Here is an 18,899-nt window from a genome sequence, read left to right on the forward strand (position 1 = left end):
AATAGTGACCTTGTCTCAGTTCCGGTTCTGCCCATAAAGGGGATAGTGACGCTGGCGAATGCGGGCGATCAGCGCCCTCAGCTCGGGCTCGAGCCCCCGATCTTCCAGCAGCGGGGCAAACTCGGCCCGCACCTGTGCAACCATGGCGGCCAGCGCCGTGCCAAGCGGACGGGTGAAGGGGGTGGGCCGGGCCAGGCGCAGCTCCACACCCTGCACCGCCGCCAGCAGGCAGGCGGCCGCCACCTGTTCGGTCAGGGTCAGCACCCGCAGCGCATCGCGCGCCGCTATGGTGCCCATGCTCACCTTGTCCTGATTGTGGCACTCGGTGGAGCGGGAGAAGACGCTGGCGGGCATGGTCTGCTTGAGCGCCTCCGCAGTCCAGGCCGAGACGCCGATCTGCACCGCCTTGAAGCCGTGATTGATCATCTGCCGTTCCTCTGGCGCGCCGGAGAGGTTGCTCGGCAGGCCGCCGTTGAACTTGCTGTCCACCAGCTGGGCCAGCTGGCGATCCAGCAGGTCGGCCAGGTTGGCGACGGCCGCCTTCATGCTGTCCATCGCCATGGCGATGTGGCCGCCGTAAAAGTGGCCGCCGTGCATCACGTGCTCCCCTTCCCCGTCGATCAGCGGGTTGTCGTTGGCGCTGTTGAGCTCGTTCTCGATGAGCTGGCGCCACCAGGGCAGGCTGTCGGCCACCACGCCGATGACGTGGGGGGCGCAGCGCAACGAGTATCTGTCCTGCAGCCGGTCGCTGTGGCGCGGCAGCTCGCCGGCCACCAGATCTTCCCTCAGCCAGGCCGCGATGCCCTGCATGCCGGGGTGCGGCTTGGCGGCAAACAGCCGCTCGTCGAAGTGGAAGGCGTTGCCCCCCATGGCGACGCTCACCAGGGCGGTGATCCGGGTCGCCAGCCGCATCAGGTAGTCGGTACGGGCGTAGGCGAGGCAAGCCAGCGCCGTCATCACCGAGGTGCCGTTCATCAGCGCCAGCCCCTCTTTCGGCCGCAGGATCAGGGGGGTGACCCCCAGCTCCCGATAGACCTCGGCGGCGGGGCGCAGCACACCATCATGATGAAGCTCGCGCTCCCCCACCAGCACGGCGGCGACGTAGGAGAGCGGGGTAAGATCGCCGCTGGCGCCCACCGACCCCTCTTCGGGAATGCGCGGCACCAGATCCTGCTCCAGCAGCCAGCAGAGCCGCTCAAGCAAGGCCGGGCTGACCCCGGAGACCCCCTGCGCCAGCGAGCAGAGCCGGGTCGCCAGCACGGCGCGCGCGGCATCGAGCTCGAGATCCGCCCCCAGCCCGCAGCCGTGAAAACGGGTCAGGTGCAGCGGCAGCTCAGGCACCAGCTCGGTCGGCACCGGCCGGGTCACCGAGTCGCCGTAGCCGGTGGTCACTCCGTAGATGACCCCCTCTTCGGCCAGCAACCGGTCGAGAAAGTCGGCGCCCCGCTGGATGCGGGCCATGAAGGCGGGATCCGGATTCAGTGCGGGGGTGGCGCGCCCTTCGGCCAGAGCCACCACATCCTCTATGGTCAGCGGCTCGGCGCCGAAGGTGACCCTTCTCTTCTCACTCTTGTTCATCGGTCAGCTGCCAGAAATCAAAAAAGTTGAACCAGTCCAGCGGGGCCTGCAGGCAGTGATGCTGCAGGCGATCGGCATAGGCCTGCACGCGGGACGCAAGAATCTGTTGGCGCCCCTGCCGTGGCAGGGGTTGGCCGTCGGCAAAGGGCTCGAAATGCACCCGAAAGCGGCCCTGCTCCTTGAGGCCGAACATCAGGTAGACCGGGCAACCCAGCACGCTGCTGAGCACGAAGGGCCCGAGCGGAAAGGGCGCCGGTGCGCCGAGGAAATCGGCCCAGATCACCCGCTTCTCCCGGGTCACCGAGGTACGATCGCCGACGATCACCACCCACTCTCCCCGCTCCAGCTTCTCCTTGAGCAGGATGGCGGTATCGGCCCCCAGCTCCTGCACCTGGATCAGGTTGAGGTGCGAATCCGGGTTGATCTGCTTGAGCAGGGCGTTGAAGCGGGCCGCATGGCGGGTGAATACCAGCGCATTGATGCGCAGCCCCTGCTTGCGGCTGCCCAGGGCGCGGCACAACTCCAGATCGCCGAGGTGGGAGCCCAGCAGCAGCACCCCCTGGCCGCTGTTGATGGCCGCCTGATAGTGCTCCGCCCCCACCAGCTCCACCTCTTGCTCGGTGATGTCGCCACGCCAGCCCGCCAGCTTGTCGAGCGCCGCCTCGCCAAAGCGCAGGAAGTGGCGAAAGCTCGATCTCGGCTCAGGGGGCAGCACTACACCGCTCGCATCGGCGAAGGACTCGAGGCGGGTCAGATAGGCTTGGGATGCCTGGCGCTGGGCACGGCCGGTCAGCCAGAAGTAGCCGATGACCGGATAGAGCAGCAGGGAGAAGCCGCGCCGCCCCAGCAGGCGATAGCTGGTCAGCATGATCTGCATGCCGAGCAGGGATCCCCGCTCCGGGGTGCGCGACCAGTGGGTGTGCCGCTCGCACCACAGCTGCGCCGCCCTGGCGCAGAGGCGGCGGGGCCAGCGGCCGAGGCGCTGCAGCTGATCCCACAGCAGGCGGCACACCAGCCGGGTGTGCATCCAGGAGATGTCGCGGTTGTCGCGCCAGAGCTGGAAGTGGGAGCTGCCATCGGCGGGATAGATGACCCGGGTCGGCACGAAGCGCACCGCCACCCCGGCCCAGTAGAGGCGCACCATCACCTCGGTGTCAAAATCCATCCGCCGACCGAGCGCCACCCGTTCGAGCAGCGCGCAGGTGGCGGCCAGCGGATAGACCCGAAAGCCGCACATGCTGTCCTTGATGGCGAACGACAGCGTCTCGATCCAGACCCAGACATGGGTGATGTAGCGGCCGTAGAGGCGCCCCTTGGGCACGGAATCATCGTAGAGCGGGCGGCCGGAGACAAGCGCCGCCGGGTACTTGTCCACCTCGGCCAGCAGGGCCGGAATGTCCGCCAGATCGTGCTGGCCGTCGGCATCCACCTGCAGGGCGTGGCTGAAGCCGAGTGCATGGGCGCGGCGCAGCCCCGTCATCACGGCGCCGCCCTTGCCCTGGTTGTGGGGGTGGCGCAGCAGGGTGACCCAGGGGTAACGCGCGGCCAGCGCATCCAGCTCGGCGGCGGCGACCGGCTCGCTGCCATCGTCGATCAGCAGGCAGGGCAGTCCGTATTCGGCCAGCCGCGCCAGCACGGCGGCCAGCGGGCCGGCGTGGTTGTAACAGGGGATGAGAATGCAGGGCGTCATGGGGTGAGCCGCACCCGTCCGCTGCTCGCCGGCTCATCGCCGAGCAGATAATGAAAGAGAAGCTGCCCCTTGTCCGCCTGCCACTGCAGGTGCAGGCTGCACTCGGCCCCGGGGCGCAGGGGGCGCTGGAACTTGAGCTGGTCCACCCCGTGAAACGGCTGCGCCAGCTTGAGCAGGCTGGCGGCATAGTGCATCACCCAGTGGATCTGGGTCACCCCGGGCAGCAGGGGCGCACCGGGAAAATGGCCCGCAAACCAGGGCAAGGCGGGATCGAGCCGCAGTTGCAGGCGCACCCCGTCGGCCAGCGTCTCGCAGGCCAGCACGGCGGGCAAGGTGTTCGCTGGCAGAGAGTCAACCGAGAGGCTCATCGAACAGCTCCTTGAGTTGTGGCCAGGGGCGCTTGCCCTGGGCGTTGACGGGCATCTGTTCGACCCGGCGCACGCTGCGCGGCAGGGCGACCGGCTCGAGCCAGGGACGCAGCTGCTGGCGCAGGGCCAGCAGGAAACGCCCGGGCCCGAGCTCGGCCCAGCGGGCGGCGCCCAATTCGCTCAGCACCAGCACGGCGCCGAGGATCTGGCGCTGGCCTTGTTGCAGCGGCAGCACGGCGGCTGCCTCCACCTCCGCCAACCCCTGCAGGCGCGCCTCCACCTCGTCGAGGGAGACGCGCTTCTCCTCCAGCTTCACCACCCGATCCTGGCGGCCCAGCAGCTCGAAACCGCCCTCGTGCAAGGCGATACGATCGGCGCAGGCCAGCCACTCCGCCGTCGGCAGGAAGGGGGAGCGCAGCAGCAGCCCCTGCTCCGGGCCGACCCGAACCTCGACCCCGGGCAGCGTCGCCCAGGGGGTCTGTACCTGGTGGCGCTGGCGCCAGCCGATGCCGCCGGTCTCGCTGCTGCCGAAGATCTCCACCGGCAGCTGACCGAACAGCTGTCTGGCCTGCTGGGCATCGCCCGGTTGCAGGGGACCGCCGGAGGAGACGATCAACCGGCAGCCGGCGGCAGCAATGGCCGGGTCGAGCCGGCTTAGAAACGCTGGGGAGGCAATCAGGCACCAGGGGGCCGTTTGCAGCGCCAGCTGCTCCGGGTAGTCGATGCTGCGACGATCAAAGGGGATACCGAGACCAAGCGGCAACAGAATGCGAAACAGCAGGCCGTAGATGTGCTGGTGACTGACGCTGGCCAGCACCCGGGTGCCCGCCAGCCGCTCGCCCCACAGCGCCATCTGCACCCGCAACTCCGCCTCCAGCTGGGGCCAGGCCTTGGGGATCGCCTTGGGCTCGCCGGTGGAGCCGGAGCTGAACAGGGTGAGATCGAGGCGCTCGGGCGCGGGAAGCAGGACCGCGCCGTCTGCCTCCCGCTCCTCATCCACCGCCAGCAGCGGCAGCCTGAGCTGCGCCGCCGTGAGCGCCGCACCCGGCAGCTCGCCGTCGGTGAGCAGGCCGTCGAACTGGCTCTGCAGCGCCTGCAGACCGGCCAGCCGCTGATGGCCCGGCAGGATGGCCCGGTGCCCGCCGAGGGCGCAGGCGAGCAGCGCCTGAGTAAACAGCAGGCTGTCATCGAAACAGAGTGCCCAGCGCATGCTTGGCCGCTCGGGGCCGGCCAGACGGGCCATGGCCCGTGCCAGCTGCAGGCTGCCACGGCGCAGCTCGGCCAGGGTCACTTCGCCATCCGGGCCGAACGCCACCACGCGCTCGCCGTCCCGCTGCCAGATAGTTTGCAGCAGGGTCATGGGGCCAGCCTCTTGAGCAGGCGGCGGCGCACCAGATACTCAGCGCCCATCAGGCCGCCCATCAGGGCGTAGCTGATGAGGCCGTTGTAGAGGCTCCAGAGCGCCAGATCCCCGTGCCAGATGGTGAAGGCCGCCAGCGCGCCGTTGATGACGAAGAAGCCGCACCAGACCTGGGTCACCCGCCGGGTATAGCCGATGGCTGCCGGCGGCAAAGCGGGATCCTGCAGGCGGGCCAGCCGCTCCACCAGGCTCATGGGACGGGTCAGGCTCCAGCCGAACAGGCAGAGCAGCGCCAGGCTCACCGCCAGCGGGTAGTAGAGCAGCCAGTGCCGGGCGCTGAACAGGGCCGACAGCAGGGTCAACCCCAGCCCGATGCAGGCCAGCAGGCGGCCCAGCCAGAGCCACTCCGGCAAGGGGCCGAGCCGGACCCGCCCCTTGAGCAGGCCGGGCAAGAGTCGCAGCGAGAAGATGAGCAGCAGACCGAGCAGCAGCGGGGTCTGACCGGCGTGGGTCAGCCCCCAGTAGACCGCCAGCGGGTAGAGCAGCAGGGCACCACCGGCCAGCCAGGAGAGCCAGCGCATCATGGCAGGGCATGCACCGGCATCAGGCGTCGGCCAGCAGACGCTCGACCGCATCCACCACGTCGTTGACGCTGCGCACCGACTTGAACTCTTCCGGCTTGATCTTCTTGCCGGTCAGCTTCTGCAGGTGCACCACCAGATCGATGGCGTCGATGCTGTCGAGCTCGAGATCCTGATAGAGACGGGCCTCGGGGGTGATGGCCTCTTCGTCGACCTCGAACAGCTCGACGAGGGCGGCCTTGATCTGGGCAAAGATGTCGTCACGGGTCATGGCTCAGGCCTCCCCTTTCGACTGGGCCTGCACCAGGGCGACCAGCGCCGTGACGGAGGCGAAATGACGACGGGTGTTTTCATCCTCGGCGGAGAGCACGATGCCGTAGCGGCCCTTGATGGCAAGGCCCAGCTCCAGCGCATCGATGGAGTCCAGCCCCAGGCCGTCACCGAACAGCGGCGCCTGACTGTCGATGTCGTCAGGGGTGAGCCCCTCGAGGTTGAGGCTGTCGATGATGAGTTGTTTTATCTCTAGATGCAGGTCTTGCATAACTGTTCCACATGCTGTCATTGGGGCCCCGGTTGCAGGGCCTGGGTGAGAAACCGGGTCAACTGGCGGGCGGCCAGCGCACTGCTCTGGCCGGTGGCGACCACCTCGTCCGCCGCCACTTGCTGCAGGAATTCTATGGTGAAAATCGGCTTATTTTCCGGGATCTTGAACCATTTGTCCTGCTTGGTGAGAAATCGGGTGCTGCAGTGGATCCGCACCAGTTGCAACGGCACCTGGCTGCGCACCGCCAGCTGGGCCGCACCGCGCTGCAGCTTGATGGGTTCGCCCGGGGTGGTGCGGGTTCCCTCCGGGAACACCAGCAGCAGGCCGCCGGCCCGGATCCGCGCCTGGCACAGGGCCAGCAGATCCTCGCCTGCCACGTTGGGCAAATAGTCGGCCGCCCGTACCACGCCGCCGATGAAGGGGTTGCGCCAGAGGGACTGCTTGACGATGCAGTCGCACACCGGCATCTCGGCCGCCAGCATGACGTAATCGAGCAGGCTGGGGTGATTGGCCACCACCAGGGCGCCGCGCAAGTGGGCGGGCATGCCGCTCACGCGGTAATCGAGCACTCCCCAGCCACGCAGCACGCCGAGAAACAACCGAAAGCTGTGGCGGATGGTGAGCTGGGCCAGGGTACGACGCCGCTCGCCGCGCAGACAGAGCGCCAGCAGCGGAAACCAGAACAGGGAGAGCAGCAGGCCGCCCACCCCGAACAGGGTGAAGCCCAGAGCCGTGCCGAGCAGCCGCCAGCCCCGGTTCAGCAACGCTGCCATCTCCACTCCTGACGGTCATCAGCGAGGATCAGGGTCGGCTCCCCTCGCAACAGGGCACGCCAGCAGGCCAGACTCTGCGGCAGCGGGCGTGCAGCCGACTCGACGGTGCCACGCGCCCCCGCGCAGTGCCACTCTTCGCCCGCCGTCAGCACCAGCCCCAGCGCGTGGGGTGGCGCCTCTTCCGCCAGCCAGGGGCGGTGAAACGCGGGCACCGGCCCCTCGAAGGCCACCAGCAACACCCGACGGGCACCGGCCTGCAGGGCGCAGACCGCTTCGGTCAGGCCCGCCATCAGGCTGTTCTCCCCCGCGGCCAGCGAGGTCATGGGGATGGCGGCCTTGCCCTGAATGGAACAGAGCCCGGCGGCGGTGTTGTGCACCGACATGGAGAAATCGGTGGGCGACAACGCCTGCCCGTCCGCCAGCGCCTGCAGCAGGGTCATGGAGCGGGCCAGCTCGCCGTGGCGGCTGACGAAGACGGCACTGTCTATCTGGTGGCGGGCCAGCAGGCTCAGCCCCACCTGCACCGCCAGCCGGGCGCCCTGACTCAGGCGGCGCGCCATCATCATCGGCAGCAAGGGGGTGGCGGGAAACGGCGGGTCGACCGGCCATCGGCCCTGCTGCGCCCACGCCTGCCAGGCAGCCTCATCGGCCAGACCGGGTGACAGGGCCTGACTATCCAGCAGCGAGAAAGAGAGCATGTTTCGGGCAACCTGTCCTTACATCGATGGGTGGACGCGAAGACGATAAAAGGCACTCACCCGGCGGGCAGTGCCTGCTCCACGACATTGAATGGCGTCATCGGCTTAATACCGGCGGATAATACCATTATTCATCAAAAATAATAGCCAGCGCAGATTATCAACCGCCTTGGTGATTGAAAATAAACTATTTGTGTTGTCTCATTGCCACGCCCAAATTGATGAATATCCTTCCCAAGGAAAATATTATGAAACTCATTAATAAAATATCCCTGCTGCTGGCCTGTGCCCTGCTTGCCGCCTGCTCCACCAGCCAGCCAATTCGCAATATGGCAGCCAATCCGGTGCCCTTCAATCTGACCGAAGAACAGGTGGCCAATGCCATTATTACGGCCGGCATCAGCAAGAGCTGGGTAATGCGCCAGGAGCAGCCAGGACTAATTCGAGGCCAGGTCAATGTGCGCCAGCATCAGGCGGTGATCAATATTCCTTATAGCGCTCGCGATTATTCCATTAATTATGTGAGCAGCGTCAATCTGGACGACAAAGGCAAGGGCAGCATCCACCGCAGTTATAACCGCTGGGTACTGGGTCTGAACCAGGCCATTCAGGCGGAACTCGCCCGCACCCAGAGCCGCTGATCCGGCAGGAGCCACCCCGTGAATCACTATCAGGCGGATCCCTACAACGCGCTGGAAGCCATCAGCGAGGCCCAGAAAATCGCCTTCGGGCCCATGCTGTTTCAGGCCAGCTGGTGCCTGCGTGAAACCGGGGTGCTGGCCTATCTCGAGACCCGCGGCTCGCAGGGGGCCGCGCTGGCTGACATCGCCCAGGCGTGTCAGCTCAGCGAATACGGCGCCGGCGTGCTGCTGGACATGGGGCTCGGCGGCGGACTCTGCTATCTGAGCGAGGAGCACTATGTGCTGGGCCGGGTCGGCAAATACCTGCTGCACGACGCCATGAGCCGGGTCAATCTCGACTTCACCCAGCACGTCTGCTATCAGCCCCTCGCCCACCTGCTCGATGCCATCCGCGACGGCACCCCGGCCGGTCTGCAGGAGTTCGGCCCCTGGCAGACCCTCTATCCGCACCTGAGCGAGCTGCCCGAACCGGCCCGCCGCAGCTGGTTCGCCTTCGATCACTTCTACTCCGACTGGGCCTTCCAGCAGGCCCAGGACAAGGTGTTCGGCTACGAGCCGCGCCACCTCTACGATCTGGGCGGCAACACCGGCAAGTGGGCCATCGCCTGCGCCAGGCGGGATCCGGCGCTGCAAGTCACCATCCTGGACTTGCCCGAGCAGCTGGTGCTGGCCCGCAGCAACATCGAGGAGGCGGGGCTGGCGGCGCGGGTACATGGCCACCCGGTGGATCTGCTGCAGGCGGGCCCCCTGCCCGGCGAGGCGGACATCTGGTGGATGAGCCAGTTTCTCGACTGCTTCAGCCACGCGCAGATCGTCGCCATCCTGAACCGGATCCGGCTGGCCATGAAACCGGACGCCCGGGTCTGCATCCTGGAGCTGTTCTGGGACAGGCAATCCTTTGAAGCCGCCAGTTTCAGTCTCAACGCCACCTCCCTCTACTTCACCTGTCTGGCCAACGGCAACAGCCGCTTCTACCACTCCAAACAGCTGTACCAGTGCCTGCGCGAGGCCCACTTTCACGTGGAGGCCGAGCACGAGATCCCGGGGCCCGGCCACACCCTGCTGGTTGCCCGCCCGCTGCACACGAGGCCATAATGCCGCCATCGGCATGGAGATGATGATGAAACGAGAAGGAGCACGGCATGAGGCGTGACTGCATGACCCTGATGGCCCTCGGCCTGGTTCTGGGCAGCCTGCTCGGCGGCTGCGCCGACATCAAGGAGGCGGGCAGAACCGTGGGGCACACCACTCGCAACGTGACCCGCGAGATTGGCCACACCACCCGCGACGTGACCCGGGAGATCGGCCACGGCACCCGGGATACCGTCAAGAAGGTCGGGGATGAACTGAGCAAATGAAAACAGGGGCCGCGGCCCCTGTTTTCATGGTGCTCATGACCAGGCTCAGTTGCCCCACATGGCCATCAGCTGAGACTCCATGGCCTCTTCCTGCTCATCCGGCAGCTCGGCGAAGAAGTCCAGCCCGGTCTGCTCCTCCACCGCATCCACCGTCACTATGTAGTCTGCCAGCTTGCTGGCCGACACGTTCTGCTGCGGCAGGATGAAGGCGATCGCCTCCTTGTTGGCCACATCCATCACCACCCGGTAATAGGCGTGGGGCACGGTCACGCCGTTGCCGATGGAGGCATCGGAGTTGGTGAAAATGGGGCCGGTGATCACATAGACATCCTGATAGGCGATGGCCCACTGCCGGGTCTTCTCCTCCAGGATGCGCCAGGCTCCCTGGTTGAGCGCCGGCAGCTGCGGGGTCATGTTGGTCAGCAGGAAGCTCTGCTTCATGGTGGTGGCGGTGGAGCGCATGTCCGCCGCCGGCGCCTGATGGCCGCGGTCATAACCGGAGCCCTTGTAGTCGGCCAGGGTGGCGCGGAACTGCACCGGCACCTCCTTGTCCTCGGCAAAGGCATCCTTGCGCGGCACCTGGCCCTGGGCGCTGGCGGCCGTCATCCGGTAAGAGACCCAGTCAGAGACCTTGGTGTCGTAGTTGTAACCGGCGGCATAGCCGTCCCGGCACAGCAGTTGACTGGATTGGCTGGGCACCCCGAGCTTGACGTGATCCTTGCATTGGAAACCCGCCGCCAGGCTCGGGAAGGTGGTGAGAGTGAATCCGATAGCCAGAACTAATTTATTGATATTATTCATTATTATGCCACTCCTTGTATTAGGCGGAGTGATTTGACACCAGGTCGGATGAGTAAGGCAATCGAACAAATTGTGAGCGTGTCGGAAATGTGAAGAGGGCTGCAAATCGGTAAAATCGCCGCCGCCAGCTGGGGGATTGTCATCCCTTTGTCATTGTGTAGTGCAGTAACTTCGAGAGGCTTATCAGATAGATAGGAACAAAAAAGCGGAGCCGGTGGCTCCGCTGCAATCATCACTCCCGCTCAGCTCTTGACCTGAGGCCTGGGGGTATCGGGTTGGGAGGGCGGCAGAATAGGCAACACTATCTGCGGCTGCTCGCCGGTCAGGCTCTTGAGGTAGGCGGTCATGTCGTCCGCTTCCTGCTCGCTCAGGGTCTGGCCGAGCTGGATGTCAGCCATGATCTGCACCGCCTCCTTCAGATCCCACACCGAGCCGTCGTGGAAGTAGGGGTAGGTCAGCTCGATGTTGCGCAGGGTCGGCACCTTGAACCAGCCGATGAACTGCTTCTCGCCGGTCACCCCGCCGCGTCCCTGGGCCGGGTTGTCGGTCTTGAACGGCTTGACCAGCCCCATCTTCTGGTAGGAGTTGCCGCCGATGGCCACCCCGTTGTGGCAGGCGGTGCAGCCCTTCTCCTTGAACAGCTGATAGCCCTTCAGCTGCTGCGCGGTCAGCGCCTTGGCATCCCCCTTCAGCCAGCGATCGAACGGCGCATTGGGGGTTACCAGGGTCTCCTCGAAGGCGGCGATGGCATCGGTCACCTCGTCGATGCCGAAGTCCGCCTTGCCGTACACGGCGCTGAACCGGGCCCGGTACTCGGGCAGGGTGTGCAGGGTCTCTACCGCCAGCTTGTGGGTGAAGGCCATCTCCAGCGGATTCTCGATGGGGCCCGCCGCCTGCGCCTGCAGATCCTTGGCGCGACCATCCCAGAACTGCACGAAGTTGAGGCTGGAGTTGAGCACGGTGGGCGAGTTGATCGGCCCCTCCTTCCACTTGTGGCCGAGGGAACTAACCTGGTTGTCTACCCCGCCGGTCGCCAGGTTGTGGCAGGAGTTGCAGGAGATGGCGTTGGATTTCGAGAGCCGCGGCTCGAAGAACAGCATCTTGCCCAGCTCGACTTTTTCCGGTGCGCTCACCTTGGCCGCTTCCACCGGCTGGATCGGCTCGTTCGCCCACCCCATCCCTGGCAGGCCCAACGCCAGCAACAGACAATATTTATTCATTTTTTCTCTCTCCCTTGTGGCTGTGCATAACAGCAGCCTCAGCCTGCCCGGGAAAGTCTGTGCGTTATTTGTTCAAGATCAAATGAGACCAACAAAAACCATATTAAAAACAATTAATTAATATATTGCAGACGGACTGATGGCGGGGACTTGCGCGGCAAAAAAGAGCTGAATTTCGATGAATGAATTATGAGCAAATTCATCTGCGATAACAGCCAATTAATTAGATTGCTGTCATTGAATAAAGCGATTATTCAATATGCAGGCGTGACCGTCCATTATTTAGATTCATATTAAATGCATCATAAATATCGTCGGCGATCACCCAGCCAATAATAAAAATACCGTCTGACCTTCTGTATTCCGCAATTCAGATGATGCCTTCCGTTATTTCCTCGTCAATGCAGGAAACGGATCGCCGTGCTTTTCAATCAAGATAAGGATGCATGATGAGAAAGTCCCTGTTGGCCGCCGCCCTGTTGCTCTGCCCCACCGCCTTCGCCGCCACCCCGCATTGGGAATACAGCGGTGAGGCCGGCCCGGCGCAGTGGGCCAGACTGACCCCGGAATTTGGCCAGTGTGCAGGCAGCAACCAGTCGCCGGTCAACCTCGACGGTCTGGTCGAGGCCAAGCTGGCCCCGCTGCAGTTTCACTACCTGGCGGGGGGCCGCAGCGTCACCAACAACGGCCACACGGTGCAGGTCGACTATGCCCTGGGCAGCAGCCTTGAGCTCGACGGCATGCATTTTGAGCTCAAGCAGTTCCACTTCCACGCCCCCAGCGAAAACCTCATCAAGGGCCACTCCTATCCGCTGGAGGGGCACCTGGTGCACGCCAACGCCAAGGGTGAGCTGGCGGTGGTGGCGGTGATGTTCGAGCCGGGCCAGGCCAATGCAGCCCTGAGCCAGGCCTGGCAGGTGCTGCCAGCCAAGGCGGGAGAGAGTCACACCTTCAAGGAACCGATCTCGGCCGAACAACTGCTGCCCATCAAACGCGACTACTACCGCTTCAGCGGCTCGCTGACCACCCCGCCCTGCTCGGAAGGGGTGCGCTGGCTGGTGATGAAACAGCCGGTGCAGGTGAGCCAGGCCCAGATCGATGCCTTCAAGGCGGTGATGCACCACCCCAACAACCGCCCCGTGCAGCCGCTGCACGGTCGGCAGGTACTGCAATAACGCCCCCGGCAACTCACAGAGCCGAGATGAAAAAAGAGGGCCCGCGGGCCCTCTTTTTTGTTGCGACAGCGGATCAGAGGCTGGCGGCGATGCGCGCCCCCAGCGCGGCGTTGTTCAGTACCAGCTGAATGTTGGCCGCCAGCGAGTTGCCGCCGGTCAGCTCGCACACCCGGGCCAGCAGGAAGGGGGTGGACTCCTTGCCCTTCACTCCCTGCTCGTCCGCCTCTCGCAGTGCCTGGGCAATGGCGGCGTCGATGTCGGCCTTAGGCATGGCAAACTGGGTCGGGATCGGGTTGGCCACTACGGCCCCCCCCGCCAGCCCCAGCTCCCACTTGAGGCGCAGCGCCTCGGCGATCGCCGCCGGGCTCTCGAGGCGGTAATCCACCTTGAAGCCGCTCTCGCGGGTGTAGAAGGCGGGCAGCTCCTCGGTCTGGTAGCCGATCACCGGCACACCCTGGGTCTCCAGGTACTCCAGGGTCAGACCGATGTCGAGGATCGACTTGGCACCGGCGCAGACCACGGCCACCGGGGTCTGGGCAAATTCCTGCAGGTCAGCCGAGATGTCGAAGGTCTCCTGGGCACCGCGGTGCACGCCGCCGATGCCGCCAGTGGCGAACACCCGGATCCCGGCCATGGCGGCGATGATCATGGTGGAGGCCACCGTGGTCGCCCCCAGCCCCTTGTTGGCCAGCACGAAGGGAATGTCGCGGCGGCTGCACTTGGTGGCGGCATGACCGGCCCGGCCCAGCGCCTCCAGCGCCCCCTCATCCAGACCCACTTTGAGGCGGCCATCGATGATGGCGATGGTGGCCGGCACGGCGCCGTTGTCGCGCACCACCTGCTCGACCTGGCGCGCCGTCTCCACGTTCTGCGGATAGGGCATGCCGTGGGAGATGATGGTGGACTCCAGGGCCACCACCGGCTTGCCGGCGGCCAGCGCGGCGGCGACTTCAGGTTGGATATCGAGGTAAGCGTTCAACATGGGTACTCCTCCAGCATGCGTTCAACGGCGGCCTTGGATAGGCCAGAAAAGACGGTATCGGAACAATTGACGGTGAGGGCGGCGCAACCGAGGGCGAACCGGGTTGTCTCCATGATGCCCTGCTCCTGCAACCAGGCGTGGGCCAGCCCTGCCATGAAGGCATCACCGCCACCGGTCACGTTGACGACCGGGCTGCCAAGCACGGGCAGATGGCCCTGGCACTCCCCGTCGCTATAGAAAATTCCCTGATCGCCGAGGCTCAGGAACAGCCGCTGCACCCCGGCGCGGTGGAACCAGGCCGCCACCATGGGCCAGGTATCGGGGCCGGCGATGGTAAAGCCGCACAGCTGCTCCGCCTCGCTGCGGTTGGGTTTGAGGGTGTGGATGCGGTGCAGCCAGGGGCGGATCTTCTCCACCTTGGCCACCGAGACAGTGTCGACGAAGATGATGTGCTCCCCCTGGCGCTCGAACAGCCAGTCGAGGGTGTGGGTGGCGAGGTTGGTGTCGAGCACCCAGAGCCGGGCCGCGCCAAGAAAACCGCTCAAGGGGGTGAGCCTGGCCGGGGTGAGCTGCTCGATGATCGCCATGTCGTTGACGGCGCAGCTCATCTCGCCACTGCCATCGTGCAGGCTGAGGTAACAGGAGGTCGCCTGGCCATCCAGCATCAGCACCTGGCGTACGTCGACGCCGGCACGCTGGGTCACGTCCAGCAGGTGATGGCCGTATTGATCATTGCCCACCGCGCTCAGCAGCCGGGTGTCGGTGCCAAGCCGCGCCAGGTTCTCGGCGATGTTGCGCCCCACCCCGCCGGCCGAGGTACGTACCTTGCCGGGGTTGGAGTCACCGATGCGCAGGTTGTCGTGGCTGCAGCCGCAGATATCCATGTTGGCGCCGCCGATCACCACGGCGTAGGGCCCTTCCCGCAGCACATAACCGCGCCCCTGCACATAGCCCTGGCGCATCAGGCTGGAGATATGGCTCGCCAGCGCCGAACGGCTGATGCCGAGCCTGTCTGCCAGCTCCTGCTGGGCAATCATGGGGTCCTGGCGCAGCAGGGCGAGGATCTCTTGCTCACGTTCCGTCATAGACAAACATCCAGTTACAAACGTTTGTCCATTATTTCCGAAAAACGTTTACCCGCCATCGCCTCGTGCAAAAATTGTCGGCTTGCGCACAAAAAATCACCGGGCAAAACCCGGTGACAGGAAAACGGTTTTCAGATGGTGCCCCTCACCCCAACAACACCCAGACCTCGCCGGCACTGTGCATCACCGGCCAACAGGCGACCCGCAATGCCGGGTCGTCCAGGCAGCGGCCATCTGCCAGGGCGTAACGCTGCTTGTAGAGCGGCGAGGCCACTACCGGCTCACCGTCGCAATCCCCCACCAGGCCGCGGCCCAACACCGCCACCCCGGTCAGGGGATCCACCGCGTCCAGCGCATAGACCCGCTCACCGAGCCGGAACAGCGCCAACGCCCTGCCCCCCAGCCAGGCGCTGCGCCCCGCCTGCTCCGGCAAAGCGGCCAGCTCGCATGCCCGCAGCCATTCGCCATGCTCCGATGGCAACATATCGTCCTTGAGTCTGTTCATCTCAACCTCCTGCTCTTTATGGCTGCTGCCCAACTCACAGCTCCCGTTCATACCACCGCCTTGACAGCGATATCCGGCACCCACTGACCCCGCTCCTCTCGCCGTGGCGGCATCTGGTCCTCGGGCCGGTTGACGAAGGCCTCGAACAGTTTGAGCTTGTCCGGATCCGCCAATGTGCTCTTCCACTCGCACTGCCAGCTGCCGACGATGCCCTCCATCATGGCTTCCAGCTCGGCGCCGATGCCGAGCCGGTCCTCGATGATCACCGACTTGAGGTAGTCGAGCCCCCCCTCCATGCCCTCCATCCAGACCGAGGTGCGCTGCAGCCGATCCCCGGTGCGCACGTAGAACATCAGCAACCGGTCGATGTAGCGGATCAGGGTCACCTCGTCGAGATCGGTGGCAAAGAGGTCGGCGTGGCGCGGCCGCATGCCGCCGTTGCCGCACACATAGAGGTTCCAGCCGCGCTCGGTGGCGATGACGCCGATGTCCTTGCTCTGGGCCTCGGCGCACTCCCGGGTGCAGCCGGAGACCGCAAACTTCAGCTTGTGGGGGGCCCGCAGCCCCTTGTAGCGGTGCTCCAGAGTCTGGGTCAGGGTCATGGAGTCCTGCACCCCGTAGCGGCACCAGGTCGAGCCCACGCAGGACTTCACGGTGCGCACCGACTTGCCGTAGGCCTGGCCGGTCTCGAACCCCGCCGCCACCAGCTCGCCCCAGATGGCGGGCAACTGATCGACCCGGGCGCCGAACAGGTCGATGCGCTGGCCGCCGGTGATCTTGGTGTAGAGGCCGTACTTGCGCGCCACCTCGCCTATGGTGATGAGGCCGTCCGGGGTGATCTCCCCGCCCGGGATGCGCGGCACCACCGAGTAGGTGCCGTCCTTTTGCAGGTTGGCAAGGAAGGCGTCGTTGCTGTCTTGCAGGGCGCGGTGGGGCTGCTCAAGCACGTGCTCGTTCCAGAGCGATGCCAGGATGGAGGCGACCGTCGGCCGGCAGACGTCGCAGCCCAGCCCCTTGCCGTGCTTGTCGCGCAGCGCCTCGAAGCTCTTCAGCTCGCCGACCCTGGCCAGGTGATAGAGCTCCTGGCGACTGTGGGCGAAGTGCTCGCACAATCCCTTGTCCGCCTCGACCCCGAGATCCTCCAGGGTCTGCTCCACCACCTGCTTGAGCAGGTTGCCGCAGCCGCCGCAGCCGGTGCCCGCCTTCGTGCAACTCTTCACCGCCGCCAGCTCGTGATTGCCCGCTCTGACGGCGGCCACCACGTCCCCCTTGCTGACGTTGTGACAGGAGCAGAGGATCGCGCTGTCCGGCAGCACCAGGGGCGCCGCCGCGTCGCCCGCCTCCCCCACCAGCAGGGAGAGCGGCGGCTGGGGCAGCGCTACCCCGTTCTGGTAGTACTGCAGCAGCCGCTCATAATCGGTGCCGTCCCCCACCAGGATGGCGCCGAGCAGCCGGCTCCCCGCGCCGTCGGTCACCAGCTTCTTGTAGATACCGTTGACCCTGTCCAGCAACAGCAGCTCCTGGGCGCCGGCGGTGCTGGCGTGGGCGTCGCCGATGGAGCCCACGTCCACCCCCATCAGCTTGAGCTTGGTGGACATGTCCGCCCCCGCGAAGCGGCTCTCGCCGCCGCACAAGCTGGCCACGGCGGCCCGGGCCATCTGGTAGCCGGGGGCCACCAGCCCGAAGATGCGGCCCTGCCAGAGCGCGCATTCGCCGATGGCGAGGATGGCGGGATCCGAGCTGTGGCAGCCGTCGTCGATGCAGATACCGCCGCGCTCCCCGACCGCCAGCCCGGATTGCCGGGCCAGACCGTCGGCGGGTCGGATGCCAGCCGAGAACAGCAGCACGTCGGTCTCCAGGTGAGAGCCATCCTTGAACCTCAGCCGGTGGCGGGCCTGCTCCCCATCCTCGATGCACTCGGTGGCCTTCTCCACCAGCACCTCGACCCCGAGCGCCCGGATCTTGTCCCGCAGCACGGCGCCGCCGCTCTCGTCGAGCTGCACCGGCATCAGCCTGGGGGCGAACTCCACCACATGAGTGCTGAGCCCGAGCAGCCGCAGTGCGTTGGCCGCCTCCAACCCCAGCAGGCCACCGCCGATGACCACGCCGCTGCGCGCGCCGGCGCAGGCATCGCGAATGGCGGCGAGATCTCCCAGGGTACGGTAGACGAAGCAGCCTTCCCGCCGATGGCCGGGAATGGGGGGCACGAAGGGGACCGAGCCGGTTGCCAGCACCAGCCGGTCGTAACCGAACTGCTCGCCACAGGCCAGGGTCAGGGTGCGGGTGTCTCTGTCCAGCACCTCCACCTCGGCCCCCAGCCGCAACGCTATGCCCTGCGCCTCGTACCAGGCGGGATCCGCCATGCGCAGCGCCTCGGGGGCCTTGCCGCCGAACACCTCGGAGAGGTGCACCCTGTCGTAGGCGGGATCCGGCTCGGCACCGAACACTGTCACCTCGAAGCGCTCGAGGCCACCGGCCGCCACCAGCTGCTCGACAAAGTGATGACCCACCATGCCGTTGCCTACCACCAGCAGCCGCTGTTTCTCCATCCTCTCAGACGACTCGACGCAGTGATGGTCCATCTCATCATCCACGCCGTTGCCCACCACCTGTACTCTCTGCTTGTTGTCCATATCTCTCTTCCTTGAATAGATGGGCTCAGGCCCGGCGCTGACTGCGAACTGGCTCGGCCACCTTGAGGGGGGTCACCTTGCGCTGCTTCTCGTAGAGAAAGCGCAGCACCTGCTGGCGCAGCTTGTGATAGTGACCATCATCCACCAGGGCGACCCTGTCCCTGGGCCTCGGCAGGTCCACGGTCAGGATCTCGCCGACGGTGGCACTGGGGCCATTGGTCATCATGACGATGCGATCGGAGAGCAGCACCGCCTCGTCCACGTCGTGAGTGATCATGATGACGGTGTTACCGAGCTCGGCCTGAATGGCCATCAGCGCGTCCTGCAGGTGGGCCCGGGTCAGGGCATCGAGGGCGCCGAACGGCTCGTCCATCAGCAGCACCTTGGGGGAGAGCGACAGGGCACGGGCGATGCCGACCCGCTGCTTCATCCCTCCCGACAGCTCGTGAGGCATCTTCTGGCTGGCGTGCTCCATCTGCACCAGGGAGAGGTAATAGTCCACCCGCTCCGAAGCCGCCCGCCGGTTCGGCTCCACCTGCCCCACCGCCAGCGCCACGTTCTGCTGGACGCTGAGCCAGGGCAGCAGGGCATGGTTCTGGAACACCATGGCCCGCTCCGGGCCCGGCCCCGCCACCTCGCGCCCGTCGAGGATGATGCCCCCCGTGGTAGGCTCCAGCAGCCCGGCCACCAGATTGAGCACGGTACTCTTGCCGCAGCCGGAGTGACCGATGAGGGAGACGAACTCCCCCCGTTCGATGCGCAGGTTGACCCGGCTGAGGGCCTCGAAGCGCCCCTGCTCCGTCTCGAACGAGATGCCGACGTCGCTTAACTGCAGATAACTCTTCATTGGCTCTTCTCCCGCCTGAATATGGAATTGGTTGTTAACGCAGCACCTGGCGCTTGTCCT

The 18,899-nt window shown here is 65.6% G+C and carries 20 protein-coding genes; 4 read left to right on the plus strand and 16 right to left on the minus strand.

What is annotated here, in order from left to right; genetic code table 11:
• Window positions 1-15: 15 nt before the first annotated feature.
• The 9 genes from PG900_RS14965 to PG900_RS15005 are packed head-to-tail and all read right to left on the minus strand — an operon-like array spanning window position 16 to window position 7,592.
• A complete protein-coding gene (locus PG900_RS14965) occupies window positions 16-1,578 on the minus strand; it encodes an HAL/PAL/TAL family ammonia-lyase (protein WP_270831735.1) in 1,563 nt (520 codons plus the stop codon).
• Window positions 1,565-3,268: a glycosyltransferase family 2 protein gene (locus tag PG900_RS14970; RefSeq protein WP_270831736.1), complete on the minus strand. Its 1,704-nt coding sequence runs from the start codon at window positions 3,266-3,268 to the stop codon at window positions 1,565-1,567. The genes PG900_RS14965 and PG900_RS14970 overlap by 14 nt, the downstream gene beginning before the upstream one ends.
• On the minus strand, window positions 3,265-3,636 hold the full coding sequence (locus PG900_RS14975) for an ApeI family dehydratase (RefSeq protein ID WP_270831737.1): 372 nt from the start codon (window positions 3,634-3,636) through the stop codon (window positions 3,265-3,267). The genes PG900_RS14970 and PG900_RS14975 overlap by 4 nt, the downstream gene beginning before the upstream one ends.
• Window positions 3,620-4,996 carry an AMP-binding protein gene (locus PG900_RS14980; RefSeq protein ID WP_270831739.1) on the minus strand — a complete coding sequence of 459 codons (1,377 nt, stop codon included), beginning with the start codon at window positions 4,994-4,996 and terminating at the stop codon, window positions 3,620-3,622. Before PG900_RS14980 ends, PG900_RS14975 begins: the two co-directional genes overlap by 17 nt.
• Window positions 4,993-5,580: a hypothetical protein gene (locus PG900_RS14985; RefSeq protein WP_016351791.1), complete on the minus strand. Its 588-nt coding sequence runs from the start codon at window positions 5,578-5,580 to the stop codon at window positions 4,993-4,995. Before PG900_RS14985 ends, PG900_RS14980 begins: the two co-directional genes overlap by 4 nt.
• Window positions 5,581-5,599: 19 nt before the next feature.
• The gene (locus tag PG900_RS14990; RefSeq protein ID WP_011707160.1) at window positions 5,600-5,848 is read right to left on the minus strand and encodes an acyl carrier protein; all 249 of its coding nucleotides are present in this window, start codon (window positions 5,846-5,848) and stop codon (window positions 5,600-5,602) included.
• A gap of 3 nt (window positions 5,849-5,851) precedes the next feature.
• Window positions 5,852-6,118, minus strand: coding sequence for a phosphopantetheine-binding protein (locus PG900_RS14995; protein ID WP_029299230.1), 267 nt, complete (start codon window positions 6,116-6,118; stop codon window positions 5,852-5,854).
• Between the two features lie 17 nt (window positions 6,119-6,135).
• Window positions 6,136-6,894 carry a lysophospholipid acyltransferase family protein gene (locus PG900_RS15000; RefSeq protein ID WP_130631786.1) on the minus strand — a complete coding sequence of 253 codons (759 nt, stop codon included), beginning with the start codon at window positions 6,892-6,894 and terminating at the stop codon, window positions 6,136-6,138.
• Window positions 6,879-7,592 carry a beta-ketoacyl synthase chain length factor gene (locus tag PG900_RS15005; protein WP_270831741.1) on the minus strand — a complete coding sequence of 238 codons (714 nt, stop codon included), beginning with the start codon at window positions 7,590-7,592 and terminating at the stop codon, window positions 6,879-6,881. Before PG900_RS15005 ends, PG900_RS15000 begins: the two co-directional genes overlap by 16 nt.
• Before the next feature lie 176 nt (window positions 7,593-7,768).
• Here PG900_RS15005 and PG900_RS15010 point away from each other — a divergent pair, with 176 nt between their 5' ends.
• From PG900_RS15010 to PG900_RS15020, 3 genes are read left to right on the plus strand one after another with little or no spacing between them, the layout of a single operon-like run.
• Entirely contained in the window at window positions 7,769-8,233 is a 465-nt protein-coding gene (locus tag PG900_RS15010; protein ID WP_011707164.1) for a hypothetical protein, read from the plus strand.
• Between the two features lie 18 nt (window positions 8,234-8,251).
• Entirely contained in the window at window positions 8,252-9,328 is a 1,077-nt protein-coding gene (locus PG900_RS15015) for a methyltransferase (RefSeq protein WP_270831742.1), read from the plus strand.
• Between the two features lie 47 nt (window positions 9,329-9,375).
• Window positions 9,376-9,591 carry a hypothetical protein gene (locus PG900_RS15020; protein WP_016351797.1) on the plus strand — a complete coding sequence of 72 codons (216 nt, stop codon included), beginning with the start codon at window positions 9,376-9,378 and terminating at the stop codon, window positions 9,589-9,591.
• A gap of 45 nt (window positions 9,592-9,636) precedes the next feature.
• Here the strand turns inward: PG900_RS15020 and PG900_RS15025 are convergent, their stop codons facing one another.
• Together PG900_RS15025 and PG900_RS15030 are read right to left on the minus strand one after the other, a co-directional pair.
• Window positions 9,637-10,392, minus strand: a complete 756-nt coding sequence (locus tag PG900_RS15025; RefSeq protein ID WP_011707167.1) for a DNA/RNA non-specific endonuclease — start codon at window positions 10,390-10,392, stop codon at window positions 9,637-9,639.
• A 242-nt stretch (window positions 10,393-10,634) separates the two neighbouring features.
• Window positions 10,635-11,612 (minus strand): cytochrome-c peroxidase, encoded by a 978-nt coding sequence (locus PG900_RS15030; RefSeq protein WP_029299222.1) that lies wholly within the window; start codon window positions 11,610-11,612, stop codon window positions 10,635-10,637.
• 449 nt (window positions 11,613-12,061) lie between these two features.
• Between PG900_RS15030 and PG900_RS15035 the strand changes: the two genes are divergently transcribed.
• Window positions 12,062-12,787, plus strand: a complete 726-nt coding sequence (locus PG900_RS15035) for a carbonic anhydrase (RefSeq protein WP_270797688.1) — start codon at window positions 12,062-12,064, stop codon at window positions 12,785-12,787.
• 73 nt (window positions 12,788-12,860) lie between these two features.
• Here PG900_RS15035 and PG900_RS15040 read toward each other — a convergent pair whose 3' ends face one another.
• The 5 genes from PG900_RS15040 to PG900_RS15060 form a co-directional block, all read right to left on the minus strand.
• Complete coding sequence (locus tag PG900_RS15040; protein WP_101149942.1) at window positions 12,861-13,769, minus strand: pseudouridine-5'-phosphate glycosidase; 909 nt, start codon at window positions 13,767-13,769, stop codon at window positions 12,861-12,863.
• Complete coding sequence (locus tag PG900_RS15045) at window positions 13,763-14,854, minus strand: PfkB family carbohydrate kinase (protein ID WP_045528402.1); 1,092 nt, start codon at window positions 14,852-14,854, stop codon at window positions 13,763-13,765. Before PG900_RS15045 ends, PG900_RS15040 begins: the two co-directional genes overlap by 7 nt.
• Window positions 14,855-14,999: 145 nt before the next feature.
• On the minus strand, window positions 15,000-15,359 hold the full coding sequence (gene nirD, locus PG900_RS15050; RefSeq protein ID WP_024943588.1) for a nitrite reductase small subunit NirD: 360 nt from the start codon (window positions 15,357-15,359) through the stop codon (window positions 15,000-15,002).
• A 47-nt stretch (window positions 15,360-15,406) separates the two neighbouring features.
• Window positions 15,407-17,908, minus strand: coding sequence for a nitrite reductase large subunit NirB (nirB, locus tag PG900_RS15055; RefSeq protein ID WP_408770856.1), 2,502 nt, complete (start codon window positions 17,906-17,908; stop codon window positions 15,407-15,409).
• 109 nt (window positions 17,909-18,017) lie between these two features.
• Window positions 18,018-18,839, minus strand: a complete 822-nt coding sequence (locus tag PG900_RS15060; RefSeq protein ID WP_270797681.1) for an ABC transporter ATP-binding protein — start codon at window positions 18,837-18,839, stop codon at window positions 18,018-18,020.
• Window positions 18,840-18,899: the final 60 nt, after the last annotated feature.

The sequence above is a fragment of the Aeromonas sp. QDB03 genome, from assembly GCF_027707985.1.
Lineage (GTDB): Bacteria > Pseudomonadota > Gammaproteobacteria > Enterobacterales > Aeromonadaceae > Aeromonas > Aeromonas hydrophila.